Below are 21,012 nucleotides of genomic sequence, written 5' to 3'. Positions count from 1 at the left end.
AGCCGCGCCATGTTGCCTGAACTCGGCCAGATCGCCCTGATTCTCGCCTTGTTGGTGTCGCTGGTGCAGGCGGTGCTGCCGATGCTCGGCGCCCAGCGCGGCATCGGCCCGTGGATGGCGATCGCGCGTCCGGCCGCTTACGCCCAGTTGCTGCTGGTCGGCCTGGCCTTCCTCATCCTGACCCACGCCTTCGTGGTCCAGGACTTCTCCCTGCGCTACGTCGCCGAGAACAGTAACAGCCTGCTGCCGATGGGCTATCGCTACTCGGCGGTATGGGGCGCGCACGAGGGCTCGCTGCTGCTGTGGGCGCTGGTGCTGGCGGCGTGGACCGGCGCGGTGGCGCGGTTCTCGCGCGCGCTGCCGGCGCCGGTGATCGCGCGCGTGCTGGCGGTGATGGGCGTGGTCAGCGTCGGCTTCCTGGCCTTCCTGATCTTCACCAGCAATCCCTTCGCCCGCCTGCTGCCGGCGGTGGCCGAAGGCCGCGACCTCAATCCTTTGCTGCAGGATCCGGGCCTGATCATCCACCCGCCGATGCTCTACATCGGCTACGTCGGCTTCGCGGTGCCGTTCGCGTTCGCGATCGCGGCCTTGCTCGACGGCAAGGTCGACGCGCGCTGGCTGCGCTGGACCCGGCCCTGGACCAACATCGCCTGGGCCTTTTTGACCCTGGGCATCGCCCTGGGCTCGTGGTGGGCCTATTACGAACTGGGCTGGGGCGGCTGGTGGTTCTGGGACCCGGTCGAAAACGCCAGCTTCATGCCCTGGCTGGCCGGCGCGGCGCTGCTGCATTCGCAGGCGGTGACCGAAAAGCGCGGCAGCTTCCGCGGCTGGACCCTGCTGCTGGCGATCGCCGCGTTCTCGCTGTCCCTGCTCGGCACCTTCCTGGTCCGCTCCGGCGTGCTGACCAGCGTGCACGCCTTCGCCGCCGATCCCTCGCGCGGCTTGTTCGTGCTGGTGTTCCTCGGCCTGGTGATCGGCGGCTCGCTGTTGCTGTACGCGCTGCGCGCGCCCTCGTCCGCGGACGACCCCGGCAAGCCGTTCGAGCCGGCGTCGCGCGAGACCCTGCTGCTGATCAACAACCTGTTGCTCGCCACAGCCTGCGCGATGGTCCTGCTCGGCACCTTGTACCCGCTGCTGGCCGATGCGCTGGAGCTGGGCAAGATCTCGGTCGGCCCGCCGTACTTCGCGCTGATGTTCGTGCTGCTGATGACGCCGCTGGTGCTGCTGCTGCCGTTCGGGCCGTTGTTCCGCTGGCAGCGCGAACAGCCGGCGCGGCCGCTGGCGATGCTGCTGCCCTGGCTGGGCCTGGCCCTGGGCGCGGCGATCGGCGCCTTCTTCCTCGCTCCGCAGGGGCCGTGGAAGGTCGCCGCCGGCGTCGGCGGCGCGGTCTGGGTCGGCGCCGGCACCCTGCGCTTCGTCTGGACCCGCCTGCGCGGCGACGGCACGCGCTATACCGCGGAAATGCTCGGCATGACCCTGGCCCACCTCGGCGTCGCCGTGTTCCTGGTCGGCGCGCTGCTGGTCGAGGGCCTGAGCGTGCAGCGCGAAGTCGCGCTGGCGCCGGGCCAGAGCGTCGACCTGGGCCGCTACGCGTTCCGCTTCGACCGGGTCGCGCACCGGGTCGGGCCGAACTACGAGGCCGATTACGGCACGGTCACCGTGTTCGACCGCGGCCGCGAGCTGACCGTGCTGCACCCGGAGAAACGCGCCTACGCCAGCGGCGGCCAGGTCATGACCGAGGCCGCGATCGAGCGCGGCCTGAGCCGCGACCTGTACGTCGCCCTGGGCGAGTCGCTCGGCGACGGCGCCTGGGCGCTGCGCGTGCACGTCAAGCCGTTCGTGCGCTGGGTGTGGGCCGGCGCCTTGCTGATGATGCTCGGCGGCTTCGTCGCCGCCGCCGACCGCCGCTTCCGGCCCGCGCTGGCGCAAGCGGCGCAGCCGGCCCGCGCCGAGCCGGCCGGTTTGGCCATGGCCGACGGCCCGCAAGGGTATTTCGAACACGGGCGTGACCGCCGCAACGACGACAGGCCGAACGCGCACGCGGCGGACGATGGAGATTGACCGATGAACAAGAGCCGCTGGCTGCCGCTGGCCGTCTTCGCCGCCCTCGCCGTGCTGCTCGCCGCGGGCGTATGGCTGAGCCGCAACCCCAACCGCGAGGCCCTGCCTTCGCCGCTGATCGGCAAGCCGGCGCCGGCGTTTTCGTTGCCGGTGCTGCACGAAGCCGGGCGCCTGCTGTCGTCCGAGGAATTGCGCGGCGCGCCCTACCTGCTCAACGTCTGGGGCAGTTGGTGCCCGGCCTGCCGCGACGAGCATCCGGTGCTGACCCGTTTCGCCGAAACCAAGCGCGTGCGCGTGCTAGGTTTCAACTGGAAGGACGAACACGCCGACGCGCTGCGCTGGCTGGAGCAGTACGGCAATCCGTACTGGGTCGTGGTCGCCGACTACGACGGCAAGTCGGCGATCGACTGGGGCATCTACGGCGCGCCGGAGACCTTCCTGGTCGATGCGCGCGGCATCGTGCGCTGGAAGTACGTCGGCCCGTTGAGCGACAAGGTCGTCGCCGAGCAGTTGCTGCCGATGCTGGACGAGGTCGAGAAGACGCGATGAGGGCGGCGACGGCGATCCAGAGCAAATCCCCCCTGCCCCCCATTTTCAAAGGGGGGAGAAGCGTGGCGGTGCGCCTGCAGGCAGCGTCGTTCTCTCCTGTCGGCTTCCCCCCTTTGAAAAAGGCGGGACAGGGGGGATTTGCTGCTGTTGCTGTTGCCTCGTCCCGCCCGCGCCGGCTTCTGGCGACCGTCGCCCTCGCCCTGGGCCTCGCCGTGAGCGCACCGCTGTTCGCCCAGCCCGCCAACGACCCGGCGCCGCTGAGCTTCCACAGCGACGCCGAAGAACGCCGCTTCCACGCCCTGGTCGCCGAACTGCGCTGCGTGATGTGCCAGAACCAGTCGCTGGCCGATTCCAATGCGCAGATCGCCCACGACCTGCGTCGCGAGGTGCTGGAGCTGATGCGGAAAGGCCAGGACGACGCCCAGATCAAGCAGTTCCTGGTCGCGCGCTACGGCGAGTTCGTGCTGTACCGGCCGCAGGTCGAATCCAAGACCTGGCTGCTGTGGTTCGGTCCGGCGCTGGTGCTGCTGGCCGGCGGCTTCGCGGTCGCGCGCCTGGCGCGGGGCCGCCGCGCCCCGGGCGACCGCGCGCCCGCCGATGCACCCAGCGATGAGGAACAGGAATGGTAAGCGCGGGAATGGTGAGCGCGGTGGCCATGGGGAGCGCGTCGATGTCGATGTTCGTCGCCGCCGCGGCGCTGTTGGTGGTGCTCGGCCTGGGCGTCACCCTGTATCCGCTGTGGCGCGCGCGGCCGCTGCTCGGCGCCGGCCTCGGCCTGGCGCTGGGCCTGGCGACGCTGGCCATCTATTTGGCGATCGGCACTCCGCGCGCGTTGGACCCGCAGCAGAGCAAGGCGCCGCAGAACCTGGCCGACGCCATCGTCCAGCTCGAAGCCGAACTGCAACGCGATCCGCGCCAGATCGAAGGCTGGCGCCTGCTCGGCAGCGCCTATACCGCCGAAGGCCAGAGCGCCAAGGCGCGCGACGCCTACGCGCGCGCGGTCGCGCTGGCGCCGGACAATCCCGATCTGCTGGCCGAAGCCGCCGAAGCGCGCGCCCTGGCGACCCGCGACCGGCGCTTCGACCAGCAAGCGGTGAGCATGCTGCAGCACGCGCTCAAGCAGCAGCCGATGCATCAGCGCGCGCGCTGGTTCCTCGGCATCGCCCATCGCCAGGCCGAACGCCCGGCCGAAGCGGCGCAAACCTGGGAGCCGTTGCTCGGCGTGGTCGACGCCGGCACCGCCGCCAGCCTGCGGGAGCAGATCAACGGCGCGCGCCAGGAAGCCGGCTTGGAACCGCTGCCGGCGCCGGTCGCGGCGGCGGCCAACGCAGGGCTGAAGATCAAGGTCGAACTGGCGCCGGCCCTGGCCGCGCGCGTGCCGGCCGGCGCCAGCCTGTTCGTGATCGCGCGCCAGGCCGACGGCCGGCCGATGCCGGTCGCGGTGGAAAAGCTGGCCGCCACCCGGTTCCCGGTGCAGGTCGTGCTCGACGACGGCGACAGCCCGATGCCGACCGCCAAGCTTTCCCAGCTCGAGCAGGTGCAGGTGCTGGCGCGGATCTCCGCCACCGGCAACGCCATGCCGCAGGCCGGCGACCTGGCTTCGCCGCCGGTCGCGGTCAAGGTGCGCGGCAACGCCGACGAGATCGTGTTGCGCATCGACCGCGCCGTCGAGTGAAACCGACGGCACGACGCCGGACGCAGCGTCAGTGCTGCGCCGGGCACAGAATCGCGCCGGTGCGCAGCGCGCGTCCGGCGACGATGGTTTACCCTGCTTCGCGGGCCGGAGCGCGCACTCGAGCGCGCACTCGCCGAGGCCCGCCGACGCCCTCCAAGGACACCGGCTCCGCCGGCCAGACGAGTTTCAGGCATGACCGAATTCATTCCCCCCGGCACCCGCCACATCGACCTGCCCTCGCCGTTCGCGATGAAGCGCGGCGGCGCCCTGCACGGCGCGCGCATCGCTTATGAGACCTGGGGCGAACTCAATGCCGAGCGCGACAACGCGATCCTGATCGTGACCGGCCTGTCGCCCGACGCCCACGCCGCCGCCAACGCCGGCAACCCGGAACCGGGCTGGTGGGAAGCGATGCTCGGCCCGGGCAAGCCGATCGACAGCGCGCGCTGGTTCGTGATCTGCGTGAACTCGCTCGGCAGTTGCAAGGGTTCGACCGGCCCGGCCTCGATCGAAGCCGCCACCGGCGACACCTACCGCCTGCGTTTTCCCGAGTTGTCGGTGGAGGACGGCGCCGACGCCGCCGCGCACGTGGTGCGCGCGCTCGGCATCGAGCGGCTGGCCTGCGTGATCGGCAACTCGATGGGCGGGATGACCGCGCTGGCCCTGCTGATCCGCCATCCCGGCCTGGCCCGCGCCCACATCAACATCTCCGGCGCCGCGCGCGCGCTGCCGTTCTCGATCGCGATCCGCTCGCTGCAGCGCGAAGCGATCCGGCTGGATCCGCAATGGAACCAGGGCCGCTACGACGACGCCCACTACCCCGAGTCCGGCATGCGCATGGCGCGCAAGCTCGGCGTCATCACCTACCGCTCGGCGCTGGAGTGGGACGGCCGCTTCGGCCGGGTGCGGCTGGATTCCGACCGGGTCGAGGACGAGCCCTTCGGCCTGGAATTCGAGGTCGAGAGCTACCTGGAAGGCCATGCGCGACGCTTCGTGCGCCGTTTCGACCCCAATTGCTACCTGTACCTGAGCCGCTCGATGGACTGGTTCGACCTGGGCGACTACTGCGACGGCGACGGCCTCGACAACGATGAACGGGTGCGCCGCGGCCTGGCCGCGATCCGGATCGAAAAGGCCCTGGCGATCGGCGTTCACACCGACATCCTGTTCCCGCTGCAGCAGCAGCAGGAAATCGCCGACGGCCTGCGCGCCGGCGGCGCCGACGCGCGCTTCCTGCCGCTGGAGTCGCCGCAGGGCCACGATGCCTTCCTGGTCGACATCGGCCGATTCGGACCGGCGGTCGGCGGATTTCTCGCCGAGTTGCGGACCGGCGTAGAATCGCCGGCATGAACGCCACCGACGCCCTGCCCGACCTCGACTTCCCCGGCCACGACAAGCTGGTCGCCGCGATCGACGCCGCCGTCGCCGCCGGCGACGAGCACGCGGTCACCGCCGCGCTGCGCAACACCTTGTGCAAGATGATCCGCGACCGCGACGTGCACCTGCCCGAATGCGTGTTCGACCCGATCGACGACCACTACGCGCGGCGCGAGATCTACCGCAGCCGCGAGCTGGGCTACAGCGTGGTCGCGATGACCTGGGGGCCCGGCCAGGGCACGCCGATGCACGACCACAGCGGCCTGTGGTGCGTGGAAGGCGTCTGGGACGGCGAGCTGGAAATCACCCAGTACGAACTGCTCGAGCGCAACGGCGAGAACTTCCGTTTCCGCGCCGCCGGCGGCATGCACGCCGGCCCCGGCAGCGCCGGCAGCCTGATCCCGCCGCACGAGTACCACACCATCCGCAACGCCAGCAACGACTCGGTCGCCGTGTCGCTGCACATCTACAAGGCGCCGATGGAGTGCTGTTCGATGTTCGTGCCGCGCGAAGGCGAATGGTTCCGCCGCGTCGACCGCGCCCTGGCCACCGACGAAGCGGCCTGAGCGCAGACGGCCGAGTCTTCGGACGCCCGGTTTTCGAACGATCCACCGCGGTTCCCGGATTTTCCGCGCGCAGCGCGCGCGCACTGCGGCTCCGTTTTCGCCCGCCCGGGCGGCGCGATCGCGCAACGGCCGGTTCGCCGGCCGCAGGCGCGGCGGCGGCCCGCCTCAGCCACTAAGGCCCCATCATGCTCAACGACCTGCTGCTCGCCGCCGCCCATCACCTGCTGGTGTTCGCCCTGGTCGCGATGCTGGTCGCCGAATCGATGCTGTTGCGCGGCCCGATCGACGCCTCCGCCCTGCAGCGCCTGGCCAAGCTCGACGGCGGCTACGGCGGCTGCGCCGGACTGTTGCTGGCGATCGGCCTGGGCCGGCTGTGGTTCGGGGTCAAAGGCCTAGACTTCTACCTGCACAACCCCTGGTTCCACGCCAAGCTCGGCGCCTTCGTCCTGGTCGGCCTGCTGTCGATCCTGCCGACCGTGCGCTTCCTGCGCTGGCGCAAGGCCCTGGCCGCCAACCCGGCCTTCCTGCCCGACGCCGCCGACGTGGCCCGGATGCGCGCCATCGTGCGCTTCGAACTGGTCCTGCTCGGCGCGGTGTTCGTGCTCGCCGCGGCGATGGCGCGCTACGGCGGCTTCTGAGCCGCCCCGCCGCGCGAACCGTCCCTTGTAGGAGCGGCGTAAGCCGCGACCCACCGCAGCGATGGACGAAAGCGCACCACCCGAAGACCGGATAGCCGGCGCATGTCCTCGCGTCGGATCGTGCAGATCCCCGCGTTTGCAAGCGCCGCGGCCGCAAACCGCTTCGGCTGTCGCGCTTACGCCGCTCCTACACAAGCCGCACGCCCCTCAATCTCCCGGCTGGGATGCGGCGCCGGCCCGCATCCGCGGGCGCTCGTCGCGCAAGGCCACCGGCCACCGCGGGCTCACGCTGCGCAGGTAACGGCCCAGGCGATAACTGTCGAAACGGCAGAAATCCGCGCCGCGATGGAGAAAATTCCAGCCCCGTCGCAGATCGAAACGCAGGTCGTAGGCGCAGCCTCCGGGCGGCGCCTGCAGGCGCAGCGTCTGCTCGGCGCCGGCTCCCAGACCGCGCACGGGCAGCGCGATCTTGCGCCATTCCTCGCTGCCCGCCGGCGCGATCCACACCTCGCGCACGCTCTGCGCGGTGTCGTTGCGCAAGGACACGGTCAGGGATTCGGCCCCGGCGTTCGACGCCGCCAGGATCAGGAACGAACAGCACGACAGCCACAGCGCACGCATGGCGACCTCCGATGCGAAACAGACGGATAAGCGACGAATGCGATCGGCCGTGACCGACCGGATCGCTCTTCGGCGCAGCATCGAGCCGGCCTTCGCCGGGCGACAGCCCCATTACGACGAAGCCGGCCGCCCAGGGCGCGAACCCAGGCGGCGCGCGGCGAAACCATCGCGCTCGCGTCGGCTGCGCCGCTGCGGGCGATGCCTCGCATCGGCCGTCCGTCCCGCCCGAACCGGGCCGAAACACCCGGGCGCGCGGCCGAATCGCCGGTTTCGCCTCAACGTGTATGATTGCGCGCGCTCGTCCGGCCGCGATGCCGCGACCGGATCGGCGCGGGCCCGAATTGCTCCACCGCCGTTCGCCGCAAACGCGCTCGCCCTCTCGCCCCGCAGGTCGCCCGTGGGCGAAAGACCGATCGTTTCGATGGACCGATCATGCTGAGCCAACACTTCCTGTTCTTCTTCTCCATGCTCGGCGCCTTCAACGGCCTGGTCGCGGCGTCGTTCCTGTGGTGGCGGGCCAAGGGCGCCCCCACCCAGCGCTGGCTGTCGCTGCTGATCCTGGCGGTGAGCGTGCGCGCCGGGAAATCCGTGGCCTTCTATTTCTGGCCGGACATCCCGCGGATCGTGCTGCAGATCGGCCTGACCGCCTGCTTCATGATCGGGCCGTGCCTGTTCTTCCTGCTGCGCTCCAGCCAGGGCGATACCCCCAGCCCCGGGCGGGCGGACCGCTGGCACATCGCCGGCCTGCTCACCCTCGCCGCCGCGGTCAACCTGTTCCTGCCCTACGACGGCCACGTCGAGCTGTGGCGGCAACTCGTCATCCCGGGGATCATCTACTCCTGGCTGGGCTATCTCCTGCTCGCCACCGCGCAGTTGTACCTGCACCGCGCGCGGCTCTCGGGCACGCCGGCCGGCCCGCTGTTGCTGGGCACCGTGGCGGCCATCTGGATCATCTGGATCGCCTACTACACCTCCGGCTACACCTCCTACATCGTCGGCGCGCTGTCCTTCACCTTCGTCCTGGCGTTCAGCGTGCTGGTCTACCTGCGCCTGCGCTCCGGCCAGGCCCCGATCGAGCCCTACCAGGACCGTCGCATCCCCGAGCCCGAGGCGGCCGTGCAGTTGCAGTCCCTGGCCGAGTTGATGGCGCGCGAGCGCCTGCATCTGGACCCCGGACTGACTCTGCCCCGTCTCGCGCGCCGTCTCGGCCTGCCGCAGACCCGGCTGTCGCAGTTGTTGAACGACAACAACCAGACCTCGTTCAAGCAGTACCTGGCGCAACTGCGCGTGACCGAGGCCAAGGCGCTGCTGCGCCAGACGCCGCCCAAGCCGCTCGACGTCGTGGCCGCCGAAGCGGGCTTCCAGTCGATGTCGACCTTCCACAGCACCTTCAAAAAGCTGGCCGGGATCACGCCCGCCGCGTTCCGGGGCGCCCCCAGCGACTCCTGAAAGCCATTCCAGCACTCCTGGAAGATACGGCAACAGCTTGATTTGAAAGGAAACGCATAGGTTACGGGCTCCTTCCCACGAGCCCGTGCCCATGCCCCTATCCCGCTTCCTCCGATCGATCCCGCTGCTCGTCCTGTCGGCCTGCCTGGGCTGCGTTCCCGATGCCCACGCGGCCCCGGGCATCGCCGGGCCGGTCGTCGTCGACGCGCTGAGCGACACCTCCGCCTCACGCGCCGCCCCGCTGCCCGCGGCCGCGCACGCCGATCTCAGCCAGCCCGTCCGCGGCGGCCAGGGACGGATCCTGTTCGTCGTCGCCAGCAGCAAGGTCCACGGCAGCTCGACCCTGCCGGCCAGCATCAGCTTCGGCGAAGTCGTGCATGCGTGGGACACGTTCCGGGCCGCGGGCTACGCGGTCGACTTCGTCTCCCCCGACGGCGGCGACGTGCCGATCCTCGACCGCTACGTCGGCAAGGACATGGAGCCGCGCCTGAAGGACGAGCGGATCATGAGCGGCCTGCGCAACACCGCCCGCCCGGCCCAGATCGACCCGACCCGCTACCGCGCCGTCTACTACGTCGGCGGCAGCAACGCCATCTACGGCGTGCCGGAGCACCCCGTGCTGCAGCGCATCGCCGTGCAGGTCTACGAGCGCAACGGCGGCGTCGTCTCGGCCGTCTGCCACGGTACCGCCGGCCTGGTGAACCTCAAGCTCGCCGACGGCCGGTACCTGCTGGCGGGCAAGCGCGTCACCGGCTATCCCGAAGAGCACGAGCGCCAGAACGAGGCCTACTTCAAGCAGTTCCCGTTCCTGATGCGCAAGACGGTCGAATCCCGCGGCGGCCTGTTCCATGCCCTGGACGGCGACCAGCCCTACATCGAAGTCGACGGCAGGCTGGTGACCGGCCAGAACTACGCCTCCGCCACCCAAGTCGCGCAAGCCGTGGTCGAGATCCTGCGCCGCCAAGCCGCCCGACCGCCGGTCCGCGGCGCCAAGAAAGCCTGAACCCCGCAACTCCATCCCTCGCCGGCCGACGCCGGCCCTCAGCTACGTCCCAACAACCGCAGGAACCACCATGAAACTATCGATCCGATCCGCCGTTCTCGCCGCCGCCCTGCTCCTCCCCGCCTCCGCCCTGGCGCAAGGCAGCGACCGCGCCGGGGTGGACCGCGCCATGCAAAGAATGATGCAGGCCTTCGAAGCCGGCGACGCCGACATCGCCTACGAAGTGCTGCGCCGCGACGGCGCGGTGCTCGGCTACTCCGCCTCCAGGGGCCGGGTGGTCGTGCAGACCACGGAAGAATGGGCCAAGGGCTTCCCCGGCAAACCCGCCGACGACGAAGACCAGCGCCACCGCAGCTACGAAATCCTCGACGTCACCGAGAACGCTGCGGTGGTCAAGGTGAAGCTGGACTATCCGGCGTGGGACGGGGTGGACTACCTGGCGCTGTCGAAGATCGACGGCAAGTGGATGATCGTCAGCAAGTCTTGGAGCGGGAAGGCTAAGGCGAAGGCGCAGTAAGCCCCGCTAGCCCTGCCTAGGACGCACGGGCGCCGGCTCGATGGAACCTAGTCGGCGCCCTTGCCCGGCCGCCTGCCCAGGCTGAAACGAGATCCGCCTTGCGGCCCGACCGCGCGCAGGCGGACTCGTGTCGTCCCCATGTCGGGTTGCTGTCGTCACGCAGGGCCGGCCTGCGGCAGGATGATGACGGGAACCCGAGCCGCCGATGCCGAGGAGCATCCATGCACATCAACAGCGTCCGCCTCCGAGAGCTGCGCACCGCCCGCCAATGGTCGCAGGAGCAATTGGCCCAGCTGAGCGGCTTGAACCTGCGCACCATCCAGCGCCTGGAATCGGGCGCGAAGATCTCGACGGAATCCTTGCGGGCGCTGGCCGCCGTGTTCGAGGTGCCGGCCGAAAGCCTGCTGGTGGGCGACCCGGCGCCCAGCCAGCCGGCCCTCAAGGCGATGCGCGAAGGCGTGCTGCGCGGCCTGGAATTCACCGGCGTCACCGCACGCGCGGATTTCTGGTGGTTCGCGCTCGCCGTGGCCATGCTGCTGGCCTTCGCCCAACTGCTCGCCGAGGCCGTGGGCCCGCTGCCGATGCAGATCGCCTCGTTGCTCGTGCTGTTGCCGTGGATCGCGGCAAGCACCCGGCGCCTGCGCGACGCCGGCTTCAACCCTTGGTGGCAGCTGATCGGCCTGGCGCCGGTCGGCGGCATCCTGGTGCTGCTGTATCTGCTCACCTACCCGAGCAAGGCGGAGTCGCCGGTCGAGGGGACGGCGGGCTGAGTGCGAGGTCATTGCGGGGCGGACGAACCAGCACAAAAAAGCCCGCGATCGCTCGCGGGCTTTTGATTTTCCTTGGTGCCGGAGGTGGGACTCGAACCCACACGCTTTTAAGGGCGGCGGATTTTGAGTCCGCTGCGTCTACCGATTCCGCCACTCCGGCAGCGGCTGCGCAGTATAGCGGGGCTTGCGCGTGGAGTCTGCCCCCTGCGGCGGCCTCGGGCGCCGGAGCCTGCAGCGCGACCGGCCGGCCGGAAGCGGCGGCTCAGTGCGGCTCGGCCGCGACCGCGTAGGCCGGCTCGTCGAAGGCCTCGGCTTCGTCGGCGGCCCGGACGGTCCGGGTGCGGGCCGCCCCGGACCCGGCCTTGCGCAGTACCTTCTCGGCCAGCGCCGACGGCCGCTGGGGCCGCAGCGGGGCCGCTTCGGGCGGAGGGGTCACGGTGCAGTGGATGGCGGCGGCAGTGAGCATGGGATCAAGACCGATGATGGGAGCCTGGGACGGGCGGATCGGCGGATCGGGATCGGCGGAACCAACGGGCGGATCGGCGTTGCGGATCTGAGCGAGCGGCTGGCGGCGACGGCAGCCCAGGCAGTGGCGGACGCGGCCGCGTTGCAGGGACCACGGCCGCGACAACAGGCCGCCGCACGGACATTGCGGCTCCAGGCCGCGCTCCCAGCGCCACACGCGCCAGAGCGAGTGCAGCGCCATCGCCGCGCCGGCCGCCAACGCCGCCGCTTGCAGGCCGCGCGCGATCGGCGCGAATGCGGCGGCCTCGGGCGCGGCCGCGGCCTGCAGCAGGAGCGCGCCGCTGGCGACGCCGCCGGCGGCGACCACCACGGGCGGTGCGAACAACTGCAGCAACATCCTGGCACCACGATTCATGAATGCGTCTCCCCGTCTGCGCCGGCTAGCAGAACGTGGGACGGTCTCAACTGCTGAGACGATGGCCAGAATAGTGCCAGGCACGATGTGCTGCCTCTGCCATTCGTCGTGTGAAACGCGCGACCGATGCCGCTTGCGCCCGCACCGACGCTGTGAGCACTCTGGCGCAAGCGCGAGGCTAGAATGGGCAGATGTGCCTGATCGCCCTCGCCTGGGACCACCACCCGCGCTATCGCCTGGCCCTGATCGCCAATCGCGACGAGGCCCATGCCCGCCCCAGCGCCGCCGCCGGACCCGATCCGGAAGCGCCCGAGGTTTACGGCGGCCGCGACCTGGTCCAGGGCGGCAGTTGGCTGCAAGTCTCCGCGCGCGGACGCTTCGCCGCGGTCACCAACGTCCGCGCCGGGCGCAATCCCGAAGCGCGGCCGCGCTCGCGCGGCGCCCTGGTCAGCGGGTTCGTGCGCGGCGAGGCCGATGCCGAGTCCTACCTCGCCACGCTGGCGCCGCAGGCGGCCGATTACGGCCGCTTCAATCTGCTGCTATGGGACGGCACGCAGCTGCGCTTCGCCAGCAATCACCCCGAATTCCAGACCGCGCCGGTCGCGCCCGGGGTGCACGCCATGTCCAACGGCGCCTTCGATGCGCCCTGGCCGAAGAGCGGCCATGCCACCCGCGCCTTGTCGGCCTGGCTGGTCTCGCCCGCCTCGCAGGCCCGCGCCGCCGACAGCGCCGGCGTCGCCGAACTGCTGGCCGCGCTGGCCGACACCGCGCCGGCGCCCGACGCGGCCCTGCCCGACACCGGCGTCGGCCTGGAGCTGGAGCGGATGCTGTCGCCTCCGTTCGTGCTCGGCGAGGGCTACGGCACCCGCTGCAGCACCGTGGTGCTGGTCGAAGACGAATCGGTGGTGTTCGTCGAACGCCGTTTCGGGCCCAACGGCGTGGTGACCGGCGACAGCGCCGTGCGCTTGCCGTTCAGCGCCGATCGCGCCGCGTAACAATCCGCGCGCGAGTGGCGCGCTGGAGTCGAAGCGGGCGCGCCGCGCCGGAGCCGCGCGCAAGACCTAACCCGAATCGGATCGAGGCGAGGAATCGAAGCCCGCAAATGAGAAGGCCCAGGCCTCGAGATTTCCTCGGGTGTCCGGGCCTTCCGTTGTCGGAGCGATTGCGTCGGACTCGCGTCCGTTGCTTGTTCTCCGACGTGCGCAGAGTACGTCCGGCCGCGTTATCGGCCGATCAAATTTTCGTGATCGCTCCGGCGCTCGCGTTCACATGGCGCCTGTTCATTCGCGTCGCCGGAATAAATGCGCGCCACCGTCGCCGATCCGGCGCTCTGCTCGGCCGGCAGCCGCGACCACGGCCACCAGCCCCGCCCGGTCTGGGCGTAACGGTCGGCGGCGCGCTCGAAGCGGTTGCGCACGCTGATCCCGCCGCAGAGCAGGTACAAGGGCAGGAACAGCGGCCCCAGCACCATGTACTGGTAGACGTGGGCGCGTTCGTGGTCGGACAGCCGGATCGGCGCCTCGACGCAGTGACCGGCATCGTGGGCGTAAGTGAAGCACGGCGAATCCAGGTCGGCGCCGGTGTGCAGGATCACGTTGCCGAGGGTGATCGCCCCGCCCGGCCCCCACGGCCAGTGGTGGAACACCAGCGCCAGGTCTTCGCCGCGCCAGCGCGCGCGCGCGCCGAACGGCATCGCCAGCAAGCCGGCGAGCAGGCCAAGCACGGTCACCGGCGAGGTCCACACCGCGCCGAGCGCGCCGCCGGCGATTCGCAGCCAAGCGCTCAGTCAGCACCCCTCTTCGGGCATGACCAGCCACAGGATCAGATACAGCAGCACCATCGGCAGGCCGAAGCTGGCCAGGGCGAGCACCACGAACGCGGCCCGCACCAACACCGGGTTCCAGCGCAGGCGCTGGGCGATGCCGCCGGCGACGCCGGCGATCATGCGGTCGTGCCGCGAGCGGCGCAGCGGTCGCGCGGAACTGCTCATCCGGCCCAGGTCTCCGAGTGCTGGCGGGTCCGGAATCAGTCTAGCGCGTCACCGCGACGGCGATGTCGAGGCGCCGGCCTTGCGTAGCTGAACGAGCTGGGCCTGCAGCCAGGCCGCCGAGCCGATCGGCGTGGCCTGGCCGCAGCGCATCCGGTAGGGCTGGCCGCTGAGGCTGCTGCGGGTGGCCGCGCGCTCGATGAACAGTTCCGCGGTGTCGGCCAGACCGCGCTTGCGCAGATAGGCCAGCTTCTTGCGCAGATGCGCCTGGGCCTGGCCGGCGTCGTGCCAGCTGCCGTTGCGCTCGAACTGGCAGCCGGAACGAGCCAGCGTCTGGATCAACTGCTCGATTTCGCGTTCGGCCTGGGCGCTGGGCGCGGCCTGGGCGCCGAAGCCGGCCAACAGGCCGGCCAACAGCCAGCCGGCGCGGCGCAGGCGGCGGGGCGCCGCGGTGCGGCGCTGCATCGGTTCGTCCATCGAAGCTCGCAAGTCCCTGCCATTGTTGGTGGTGGAGTCGTTGATGGCGGAGTCGTCCATGGCAGCGTCTTTCATAGCGCGATTAAAGCGCACCCAGCCAGGCCCCGACCACCTGCTTCCAGATCGCGTAGCCATCGCCGTTCATGTGCAGCCGGTCCTGCAGGAACAGCGCCTCGCGCGGCGCGCCTTCGCCGTCGAGCATCGGCGTAAACACGTCCAGGTAGTCCACGCCGTCCGCACGCTCGGCGTAATCGCGGATCAGCGCATTGGCCGCGCGCACCTGCGGCAGCAGGGCCGCGCGCGCGGGGCTGGGCTTGATCGAAACGAAGCCGATCCGCGCCTGCGGTTCGGCCTGGCGCACGCGCTGGGCGAAGGCGGCGAAGTCGTCGCGCACCTGTTGCGGCGAGCGGCCTTCGGCCAGATCGTTGTCGCCGGCGTAGAACACCACCGCGCGCGGCCGATACGGCAGCACGATGCGCTCGACATAGCGCAACGAGTCGTAGACCCGCGAGCCGCCGAAGCCGCGGTTGATGCTGGCGACGCCGGGGAAATCCCGGTCCAGGGTGGTCCAGTAGCGTATCGACGAACTGCCGACGAACACCACCCCGCCCGGCCGGCGCCGGACCCGCGCGTCCTGCGCTTCGAAAGCGCGGATGTCGGCTTCCCATTTTTCCGGATCGAGCGGCGCAGCGCCTTCGGCGACGGCCGCGGCCGGCGCGGATTCGACCGCGGCGTCGGCGGGACGCGGCGGGGCGCCGGCGCAGGCGCTCAACGCGAGGACGAAACAGACGAACAGGCCAAGGCGCATGCGGCGTTCCGGTCGGAAGAGGAAGCGACAGCCTAACCCGGAACGCCGCAGCGCGGCCGACGCGGCGGCGCCAGCGCGCGATGTAGTCGCCGCCGCGCCAACCGCGGCGGCGCATCGCGTTCACCGCGAGCGCTGCGCCAGCCAGTCGTGGATCGCGCCGGGCACTTCGCGCTGGGCGCGGCCGGACACGTAGATGCCGATATGGCCGCCCTTGAACGACAGCTCGCTGTAGTCCTCGCTGCCGACCAGGCCCTTGAGCGCCTTCGACGCCGCCGGCGGCACCAGGTGGTCCTGCTCGGCGTAGATGTTCAGCACCGGCATGTCGACATAGCCCAGGTCGACCGCACGGCCGCCGATGTCGATCCCGCCCTCGACGAAGCCGTTGCCCTGGTAGAACTGCTTGATGAACTGGCGGAAGGCTTCGCCGGCCTGGTCGGGCGAGTCGAAGATCCACTTTTCCATGCGCAGGAAGTCTTCCAGCGCGCGCTTGTCGTCGAGGATGTCGATCAGGCCGACGTACTTCTGCACGAACAAGCGCCACGGCTTGAGGGTCAGGTAGCACCAGTTCATGACGTCGGCCGGCACGTTGCCGAGGGTGTCGACGAACTGGTCGATGTCCAGGCCGCGGGTCCAGTTCGACAGCATGTTGTCGTCGGTGTGGAAATCCACCGGCGTCACCATGGTGATCAGATTGCGCACCTTGCGCGGATTCAAGGCCGCGTAGCACAGCGAGAACGCCCCGCCCTGGCAGATGCCGAGCAGGTTGATCGCGTCCTGGCGGTACTCGCGGCGCAGGTGGTCGACGGCGCCGCCGAGGAAGCGCTGGATATAGTCTTCCAGCTCCAGATAGCGATCGGAGCGGTCCGGATAGCCCCAGTCGAGGATGTACACGTCCTCGCCGCGTTCGAGCAGGCCGCGCACGATCGATTTGTCGGCCTGCAGGTCGACCATGTACGGGCGGTTGACCAAGGCGTAAGCGATCAGCAGCGGCACCTTGGCGGTCGGCGCCTGGTCGCCGCGGAAGCGGTACAGCACCACCTTGCCGTCGCGCCAGACTTCCTCGCGCTCGGTCGCGCCGTAGTCGATGTTCTCGACCTGGCGCAGCGATTCCAGGCCGGCGCGCAGTTTCTGCTGCGCCTGCATCGCTTCCTGGGCCAGGGATTCGGCGCTGAAATTGATCGGTGCGGTCATCTCAGCGGGCTCCCTTCTTGGCCGGCTTGGCAGCGGACTTGCTCACCGCCGCGGACTTGCCGACGGCGGCGGGGCGCGCCGGCGGTTGCGGGCGGGCGATCGCGGTCTTGCGCGGCGGCGCGGCGGCCGGCTTCGCCGCGCTGACGCTCGGCGCGGCGGCGACCGCTTGCGCCGCGCGCGGCTTGGCCGCCTTGGGCTTGCTTGCGGCGGACTTGCTTGCGGCAGGCTTGCTCGGCGCCGGCTTGGCGGCGGCGGACTTGCTAGTAGCGGCCGGCTTGCGCGGCGGCTCGGCCGGCGCGCCGGCCGGAGCCGAGCGCGACTGCAGTTCGTCGCGCAGCCGGCGCAGTTCGCGTTCGAGCTGGACGATCTTGCGGTGCGCGGCGTCGATCTCGGTGCGGGTCGGCATGCCCAGGCTGCTGCTGGTCTGCTCGATCTCCTTCTGCACGCCGGCGCGCAGGCGCATCTGCGAATTGACCAGGTCGGCGTAGGCGCCGCGGAAACGCGGCGACAGCGCGATCTCGGCATAGGCCTCTTCGGCCGCGTCGATCCACAGGTCGAACAGGGCGCGTGCGGTACCGATCTGCCGGCCCGGCTCGCTGCGTTCGGCCAGCTTGTTTTCGAAGCGCGCGAACGCGTCCTGCGCGGCCTCGGCCATCAGCGCGTTATAGGCCTGGCTGCGCTGCTGATAATCCAGATAGGCCTGACCCAGGTGTTGCACGCGCTCCTGGTGTTCGCGCGAGAAACCGAACGCCGGCACGCCGAGCCAGGCGCGGCCTTCGCTGTGCAGGCTCTGCAGATACGGCGCGATCTGCTCGACCCAACGCGAGAAATCCTGCTGGCCGGGACCGCGCATCGCACCGAACACATCGGCGAAGGGATTGCCTCCCTGCCCGCCCATCGCCTGCTTCCAGGCGCCGGCGATGTCCGCCGCGGACGCGTCGCGGCCGGCGAACTGCGCGGCCAGTTTCTGGATTTCGCCGAACCAGGCGCGCGCCTGGCTGTTGAAGCGGTCCAGGGTATCGTCGGCCTGCGGGCTGCTGCCCTTGGCCAGTTGCGACCACCATTGCACGGCCTCGTTCCATCCCGGCATCGCGGGCTGCGCCGGCTGCGGCGCGGCGCCGCGCATCATCTCGCCCCATGCGCTCCAGTATTGTCGCGCCAGTTGCTCGAATCCATCCGAACCGACGGCGCCGAAGCCGCCGGGATTGTTCGAGCCGAAACCGAAATTCGCCATCGCCGCCTCCAGGATTTGTCCCGATCATAGCAACCGCGTGTTGCCGGGCGGTGGTCGTGCCGGATGGCACGCGAGGAACGTGAACCCGGCCATTGCCCGGGTGAAGGCGTGGCCGACCGTAGCTGGCGGTGCCTTCGGAAAGGGGCGACACGGACGCGAGGGACTGCTTGGTCTGCCGCGCGCAGCAGCCAAGGCAGAAGCAAATCCCCCTGCCCCCTTTTTCAAAGTGGGGAACAGCACAAGCCGCAGAGTCTTCGGGATTGCGCCAGCAGCGCCGGTGCCGTTGCCCCCTGTGCAACCGTGCCCCCTTGGAAAAGGGGCAGCGGACGCGGCGGATTTGCTTTTGCTTTGCTGCGCGCGCTGGAGCAACAGCGACTTTCGACGGGGACCGCGCCAACCCGCGCCGAGTGCGACCCTAGCCGCCGGCAGCTCAGGGCTTGGGAATGCGCAGCGTCTTGCTGATCATCAGCGAGCCCGACAGCGCGAACATCAGCACCAGCGGGTGGAACAGCCAGGGACCGACGCGGATGCCGCCGAACCACAGGTCCGGGCCGATCGCGCCCTGCCAGGCGGCGACCGCCAGCACGATCACCAGGATCAGGCTGGTCGGAATCGGTGTGCCCTCGAAGTACTTGACCTTGCCTTCGTCGCCGGCCAAGGCCTCGGCGGTGACGTTGTAGCGCGCCAGACGGCTGACGCCGCAGCCGACGAAGTAGCTAAGCACCACCCAGTCCCAGCCGCCCTGCAGGCCGCAGGCGTAGGCCAGCGCCGCCGGCGCGACGCCGAAGGAGATCACGTCGGCCAGCGAATCGAGCTCGCGCCCGAGCGTGGACGAGGACTTGCGCCAGCGCGCGACCTTGCCGTCCAGTGCGTCGAAAACGAACGCCAACGGAATCAGGGCCATGCCGATCATCAGATCGCGCACGCCGCCTTCCTGCAGGAAGCGCATCGCAGCGAAGATCGCGCCGGTGCCGCAGAAGGCGTTGGCGAGGGTGAACCAGTCCGCGAGGTGGAATTCGCGAAGCATCGAGAAATGACGCGCCATGCGGTGCTGCTCCGTGACGGACGGCGACGGCCGTCCCGAGGGGGCGTCCAGCCTGCCAAAGCCGGAGCGCCGGCCGCAAGAGGCCAAGGTCGCGCATCCGCCGCCTCGCCGGCGGCGGGCGAGCGCGATCAGCGCGGAATCGCCAACTGCGACGCCTGCAAGGCCTGCCCCGCCTCGCGCAGGCCGGTGTCGACGGTGGCGTCGGCCGGCAGCGGCGCACCGTCGGCCAAGTGCGCCTCGACCCGGTCCAGCGCCGCGTACACGTAGGGCAGCAAGGGCTGATAGCGGGTCGCCAGCGCCGGCAGGCCGAGGAAGGCGTCGAAATGCTGGACGTTGCGTACCTGCCAGTAAGCGACCTGGGCGCCGGCGCGGCGCGCCATCGCCACATACGGCTCGCTGCTGAACGCCGGTGGAATCAGGCCGTCGTCGAGACCGTGCACGACCACGATCGGCAGCCCCTTGCGCGGCGCCGAAGCGCGCGTCGCGGCGATGCCCTCGCGCACTCGCCGGTGGGCGGCGGCGAGCCCGGGCGCGCGGTGGGCGTCGACGCTCTTGCCGGTCCACAGCGCGCGCAGTCCGGCCAGCGGCGCCAGCGCCTGCGCGGGGTCGCCGCCGGACGGCGCGAACAACTGCACGCCGGCACCGGGCGGAATGCCGCTGGCGTCGGACCACCACGCGGCGCGCTCGTTGGCGCCGGCCGCGCGCGCGCGCGGCGGCTGGGCCGCCGCATCGGCGGCGGCGTAAGCGAACGGCAGCCAGGGCTGGTCGTACTTGGATCCGCCGGCGCCCGGCCTGGCCGCCGGCGCATAGCGGCCGTAAGCCGAGGCATAGGTCGCCGCGACCGCGCGCCATAGGTCGAAGCTGACCGACAGCGCGCCGGCGCGCAGCGCGGCATCGCTCCAGCCGTTGTCGCGCAGGCGCCGGTAAGCGGCCTCGGCGCGCGCCTCGTTGGACGCATCGGCCGCACCGCCGCCGAGCCAGCCGTGCGCCGCGGCATAAGCGCAGTAAGCCTCCGCCGTGGCCCCGGCCGGCGCCGCCGGCATCGCCGCCAACGGTTTGTGCTGCAGCGCGCACGGCATCAGCAGCGCGGCTTCGGTGGTGTAGTCGTACAGGGCGCGCGCGCCGTCGACATGGACGTTGGGTTCGCCGGCCACCACCGCATCGAGCCAGGGCTCGTCGTCGAGTTCGGCCGCGCGCAGCACCGCGCCGCCGCCGTTGGAAATGCCGACCGCGATGACCCGGGTATTGGCCCAGGTGAACGGCGCCTGCTGCGGATAGGCGCGATCCAGCGCGGTGAGGGCGAACTGCGCGGCCTGGCGCACGTGCCGGCCCCAATCGGCTTCCGGGTTGTCTCCCGAGTGCGCGTGCTTGAACGCGACGCCGCCGGCGGCCGCGCGTTCGGCCGCGCTCGGCACGAAAGCCAGATCGCCGTCCTCGGGTTTGCCGACGCTGCCGTCCGCGCGCACGCCCAGACCGGCGTCGAGATCGAAATAGTCGGTGCCCGCGCCCTTGTCGGTGTAGGCCACCGCGCAGCCCTTGGGCAGGCCCCAGGCGCCGGCGACCGCGATCGCGCCGTAGATCCCGCGCGAGCCCGACGAGGCCGCCACCACCAGGCAGCGCTTGCCGGCATCGAAGGCATCCGGCACCTGAACCAGCACGCGATGCGGCTGGTGCGCGCCGTGCAGACGGGCATAGGCGCTGTACTCGCGTCCCTCGACCCGCTGCACGCTGCCGTAGACCTCGCCGTAGCCGCCGCCCGCAGCGAGGTCGGCGATGCCGCGCCAGTTCGCCCACAGCGCGCGCCGGCGCAGTTCCGCCGCGGTCGGATGGGCCGGATCGGCGAACGCCGGCGGCGCCGCCGCGCGCAGGCCGTCCAGGCCGAGTCCAGCGCTGAGCAGATCGTCGTGCTCGCCGCGGTGCTCGGTCTGGCGTTGGGCGCTGAACATCGGCGAGGCGTCCTTGGCGGGCTGGGCCGGCTTCGCGCGCGGCGCGGCGACGGCGGTCGGCGCCGCCGCGGCGGCGCCGATCAGGGCGAACGCGGCGCAGGCCGCGGCAACACGGGAATGGAAGGCGTTCATCGGCGCAGGCTAGCAAGCCGTGCGCGCCGGCCCATCGTACTTTGGTACAGCCCGGCCGTCCGCGCGCGGCAGCCTCGGCGCGGCCT

Annotated in this window: 21 protein-coding genes, 1 tRNA gene and 1 pseudogene; 12 read left to right on the top strand and 11 right to left on the bottom strand. The window is 70.8% G+C overall.

Going from position 1 to position 21,012, the window contains the following annotated elements:
* Positions 1 to 9 precede the first annotated feature (9 nt).
* From AC3A57_RS09185 to AC3A57_RS09155, 7 genes are all read left to right on the top strand, one after another.
* A complete protein-coding gene (locus tag AC3A57_RS09185) occupies positions 10 to 2,061 on the top strand; it encodes a heme lyase CcmF/NrfE family subunit (RefSeq protein ID WP_487578627.1) in 2,052 nt (683 codons plus the stop codon).
* A 3-nt stretch (positions 2,062 to 2,064) separates the two neighbouring features.
* Positions 2,065 to 2,610 (top strand): DsbE family thiol:disulfide interchange protein, encoded by a 546-nt coding sequence (locus AC3A57_RS09180; RefSeq protein WP_487578626.1) that lies wholly within the window; start codon positions 2,065 to 2,067, stop codon positions 2,608 to 2,610.
* Between the two features lie 179 nt (positions 2,611 to 2,789).
* A complete protein-coding gene (locus AC3A57_RS09175) occupies positions 2,790 to 3,239 on the top strand; it encodes a cytochrome c-type biogenesis protein (RefSeq protein WP_487578837.1) in 450 nt (149 codons plus the stop codon).
* A gap of 41 nt (positions 3,240 to 3,280) precedes the next feature.
* On the top strand, positions 3,281 to 4,285 hold the full coding sequence (locus tag AC3A57_RS09170) for a tetratricopeptide repeat protein (protein ID WP_487578625.1): 1,005 nt from the start codon (positions 3,281 to 3,283) through the stop codon (positions 4,283 to 4,285).
* Positions 4,286 to 4,477: 192 nt separating this feature from the next.
* Positions 4,478 to 5,635 (top strand): homoserine O-acetyltransferase MetX, encoded by a 1,158-nt coding sequence (gene metX / locus AC3A57_RS09165; RefSeq protein ID WP_487578624.1) that lies wholly within the window; start codon positions 4,478 to 4,480, stop codon positions 5,633 to 5,635.
* Positions 5,632 to 6,228 carry a cysteine dioxygenase family protein gene (locus tag AC3A57_RS09160; RefSeq protein WP_255595277.1) on the top strand — a complete coding sequence of 199 codons (597 nt, stop codon included), beginning with the start codon at positions 5,632 to 5,634 and terminating at the stop codon, positions 6,226 to 6,228. Before metX ends, AC3A57_RS09160 begins: the two co-directional genes overlap by 4 nt.
* 185 nt (positions 6,229 to 6,413) lie before the next feature.
* Positions 6,414 to 6,866 carry a DUF2214 family protein gene (locus AC3A57_RS09155; protein ID WP_487578623.1) on the top strand — a complete coding sequence of 151 codons (453 nt, stop codon included), beginning with the start codon at positions 6,414 to 6,416 and terminating at the stop codon, positions 6,864 to 6,866.
* 207 nt (positions 6,867 to 7,073) lie between these two features.
* Here AC3A57_RS09155 and AC3A57_RS09150 read toward each other — a convergent pair whose 3' ends face one another.
* Positions 7,074 to 7,568 carry a hypothetical protein gene (locus AC3A57_RS09150; protein WP_487578622.1) on the bottom strand — a complete coding sequence of 165 codons (495 nt, stop codon included), beginning with the start codon at positions 7,566 to 7,568 and terminating at the stop codon, positions 7,074 to 7,076.
* 351 nt (positions 7,569 to 7,919) lie between these two features.
* Between AC3A57_RS09150 and AC3A57_RS09145 the strand changes: the two genes are divergently transcribed.
* From AC3A57_RS09145 to AC3A57_RS09130, 4 genes are all read left to right on the top strand, one after another.
* Positions 7,920 to 8,936, top strand: coding sequence for a helix-turn-helix transcriptional regulator (locus AC3A57_RS09145; RefSeq protein WP_487578621.1), 1,017 nt, complete (start codon positions 7,920 to 7,922; stop codon positions 8,934 to 8,936).
* 91 nt (positions 8,937 to 9,027) lie between these two features.
* A complete protein-coding gene (locus tag AC3A57_RS09140) occupies positions 9,028 to 9,939 on the top strand; it encodes a type 1 glutamine amidotransferase domain-containing protein (RefSeq protein WP_487578620.1) in 912 nt (303 codons plus the stop codon).
* Positions 9,940 to 10,009: 70 nt separating this feature from the next.
* A complete protein-coding gene (locus AC3A57_RS09135) occupies positions 10,010 to 10,456 on the top strand; it encodes a nuclear transport factor 2 family protein (protein ID WP_487578619.1) in 447 nt (148 codons plus the stop codon).
* A 221-nt stretch (positions 10,457 to 10,677) separates the two neighbouring features.
* Positions 10,678 to 11,226, top strand: a complete 549-nt coding sequence (locus AC3A57_RS09130) for a DUF805 domain-containing protein (protein WP_487578618.1) — start codon at positions 10,678 to 10,680, stop codon at positions 11,224 to 11,226.
* A gap of 73 nt (positions 11,227 to 11,299) precedes the next feature.
* On the opposite strand, the gene AC3A57_RS09125 is transcribed toward AC3A57_RS09130, so the two are convergent.
* Both AC3A57_RS09125 and AC3A57_RS09120 read right to left on the bottom strand, forming a co-directional pair.
* Positions 11,300 to 11,386, bottom strand: a tRNA-Leu gene (locus AC3A57_RS09125).
* Between the two features lie 102 nt (positions 11,387 to 11,488).
* Positions 11,489 to 12,106, bottom strand: a complete 618-nt coding sequence (locus tag AC3A57_RS09120; RefSeq protein WP_487578617.1) for a hypothetical protein — start codon at positions 12,104 to 12,106, stop codon at positions 11,489 to 11,491.
* Between the two features lie 191 nt (positions 12,107 to 12,297).
* Between AC3A57_RS09120 and AC3A57_RS09115 the strand changes: the two genes are divergently transcribed.
* Positions 12,298 to 13,101, top strand: a complete 804-nt coding sequence (locus tag AC3A57_RS09115; RefSeq protein ID WP_487578616.1) for an NRDE family protein — start codon at positions 12,298 to 12,300, stop codon at positions 13,099 to 13,101.
* 359 nt (positions 13,102 to 13,460) lie between these two features.
* On the opposite strand, the pseudogene AC3A57_RS09110 reads toward AC3A57_RS09115, so the two are convergent.
* The 8 genes and pseudogenes from AC3A57_RS09110 to AC3A57_RS09075 form a co-directional block, all read right to left on the bottom strand.
* Positions 13,461 to 13,799: pseudogene (locus tag AC3A57_RS09110) on the bottom strand (hypothetical protein); the annotation flags it as partial.
* Positions 13,800 to 13,892: 93 nt separating this feature from the next.
* Positions 13,893 to 14,096, bottom strand: coding sequence for a PspC domain-containing protein (locus AC3A57_RS09105; RefSeq protein WP_487578615.1), 204 nt, complete (start codon positions 14,094 to 14,096; stop codon positions 13,893 to 13,895).
* 48 nt (positions 14,097 to 14,144) lie between these two features.
* On the bottom strand, positions 14,145 to 14,630 hold the full coding sequence (locus AC3A57_RS09100) for a DUF5329 family protein (protein WP_487578614.1): 486 nt from the start codon (positions 14,628 to 14,630) through the stop codon (positions 14,145 to 14,147).
* 22 nt (positions 14,631 to 14,652) lie between these two features.
* Positions 14,653 to 15,378 (bottom strand): SGNH/GDSL hydrolase family protein, encoded by a 726-nt coding sequence (locus AC3A57_RS09095; RefSeq protein ID WP_487578613.1) that lies wholly within the window; start codon positions 15,376 to 15,378, stop codon positions 14,653 to 14,655.
* A gap of 120 nt (positions 15,379 to 15,498) precedes the next feature.
* Entirely contained in the window at positions 15,499 to 16,569 is a 1,071-nt protein-coding gene (locus AC3A57_RS09090) for a class III poly(R)-hydroxyalkanoic acid synthase subunit PhaC (RefSeq protein WP_487578612.1), read from the bottom strand.
* 1 nt (position 16,570) lies between these two features.
* Positions 16,571 to 17,803, bottom strand: a complete 1,233-nt coding sequence (gene phaE, locus AC3A57_RS09085; protein ID WP_487578611.1) for a class III poly(R)-hydroxyalkanoic acid synthase subunit PhaE — start codon at positions 17,801 to 17,803, stop codon at positions 16,571 to 16,573.
* Positions 17,804 to 18,233: 430 nt separating this feature from the next.
* Entirely contained in the window at positions 18,234 to 18,848 is a 615-nt protein-coding gene (locus tag AC3A57_RS09080) for a CDP-alcohol phosphatidyltransferase family protein (protein WP_221672925.1), read from the bottom strand.
* A gap of 128 nt (positions 18,849 to 18,976) precedes the next feature.
* A complete protein-coding gene (locus AC3A57_RS09075) occupies positions 18,977 to 20,926 on the bottom strand; it encodes a 3-hydroxybutyrate oligomer hydrolase family protein (RefSeq protein ID WP_487578610.1) in 1,950 nt (649 codons plus the stop codon).
* Between the last annotated feature and the right edge of the window lie 86 nt (positions 20,927 to 21,012).

The sequence above is a fragment of the Lysobacter sp. Soil_C_15 genome (assembly GCF_057657315.1).
This window is presented reverse-complemented; position numbering and strand designations above follow the sequence as displayed.

Excerpts from the sequence above, each read along its gene's own strand:
- AC3A57_RS09185 (WP_487578627.1), top strand. The coding sequence starts at position 10 with ATGTTGCCTGAACTCGGCCAGATCGCCCTGATTCTCGCCTTGTTGGTG.
- AC3A57_RS09180 (WP_487578626.1), top strand. The coding sequence starts at position 2,065 with ATGAACAAGAGCCGCTGGCTGCCGCTGGCCGTCTTCGCCGCCCTCGCC.
- AC3A57_RS09170 (WP_487578625.1), top strand. The coding sequence starts at position 3,281 with ATGTCGATGTTCGTCGCCGCCGCGGCGCTGTTGGTGGTGCTCGGCCTG.
- metX (WP_487578624.1), top strand. The coding sequence starts at position 4,478 with ATGACCGAATTCATTCCCCCCGGCACCCGCCACATCGACCTGCCCTCG.
- AC3A57_RS09160 (WP_255595277.1), top strand. The coding sequence starts at position 5,632 with ATGAACGCCACCGACGCCCTGCCCGACCTCGACTTCCCCGGCCACGAC.
- AC3A57_RS09155 (WP_487578623.1), top strand. The coding sequence starts at position 6,414 with ATGCTCAACGACCTGCTGCTCGCCGCCGCCCATCACCTGCTGGTGTTC.
- AC3A57_RS09150 (WP_487578622.1), bottom strand. The coding sequence starts at position 7,568 with ATGCTGCGCCGAAGAGCGATCCGGTCGGTCACGGCCGATCGCATTCGT.
- AC3A57_RS09145 (WP_487578621.1), top strand. The coding sequence starts at position 7,920 with ATGCTGAGCCAACACTTCCTGTTCTTCTTCTCCATGCTCGGCGCCTTC.
- AC3A57_RS09140 (WP_487578620.1), top strand. The coding sequence starts at position 9,028 with ATGCCCCTATCCCGCTTCCTCCGATCGATCCCGCTGCTCGTCCTGTCG.
- AC3A57_RS09135 (WP_487578619.1), top strand. The coding sequence starts at position 10,010 with ATGAAACTATCGATCCGATCCGCCGTTCTCGCCGCCGCCCTGCTCCTC.
- AC3A57_RS09130 (WP_487578618.1), top strand. The coding sequence starts at position 10,678 with ATGCACATCAACAGCGTCCGCCTCCGAGAGCTGCGCACCGCCCGCCAA.
- AC3A57_RS09120 (WP_487578617.1), bottom strand. The coding sequence starts at position 12,106 with ATGAATCGTGGTGCCAGGATGTTGCTGCAGTTGTTCGCACCGCCCGTG.
- AC3A57_RS09115 (WP_487578616.1), top strand. The coding sequence starts at position 12,298 with ATGTGCCTGATCGCCCTCGCCTGGGACCACCACCCGCGCTATCGCCTG.
- AC3A57_RS09105 (WP_487578615.1), bottom strand. The coding sequence starts at position 14,096 with ATGAGCAGTTCCGCGCGACCGCTGCGCCGCTCGCGGCACGACCGCATG.
- AC3A57_RS09100 (WP_487578614.1), bottom strand. The coding sequence starts at position 14,630 with ATGGACGACTCCGCCATCAACGACTCCACCACCAACAATGGCAGGGAC.
- AC3A57_RS09095 (WP_487578613.1), bottom strand. The coding sequence starts at position 15,378 with ATGCGCCTTGGCCTGTTCGTCTGTTTCGTCCTCGCGTTGAGCGCCTGC.
- AC3A57_RS09090 (WP_487578612.1), bottom strand. The coding sequence starts at position 16,569 with ATGACCGCACCGATCAATTTCAGCGCCGAATCCCTGGCCCAGGAAGCG.
- phaE (WP_487578611.1), bottom strand. The coding sequence starts at position 17,803 with ATGGCGAATTTCGGTTTCGGCTCGAACAATCCCGGCGGCTTCGGCGCC.
- AC3A57_RS09080 (WP_221672925.1), bottom strand. The coding sequence starts at position 18,848 with ATGGCGCGTCATTTCTCGATGCTTCGCGAATTCCACCTCGCGGACTGG.
- AC3A57_RS09075 (WP_487578610.1), bottom strand. The coding sequence starts at position 20,926 with ATGAACGCCTTCCATTCCCGTGTTGCCGCGGCCTGCGCCGCGTTCGCC.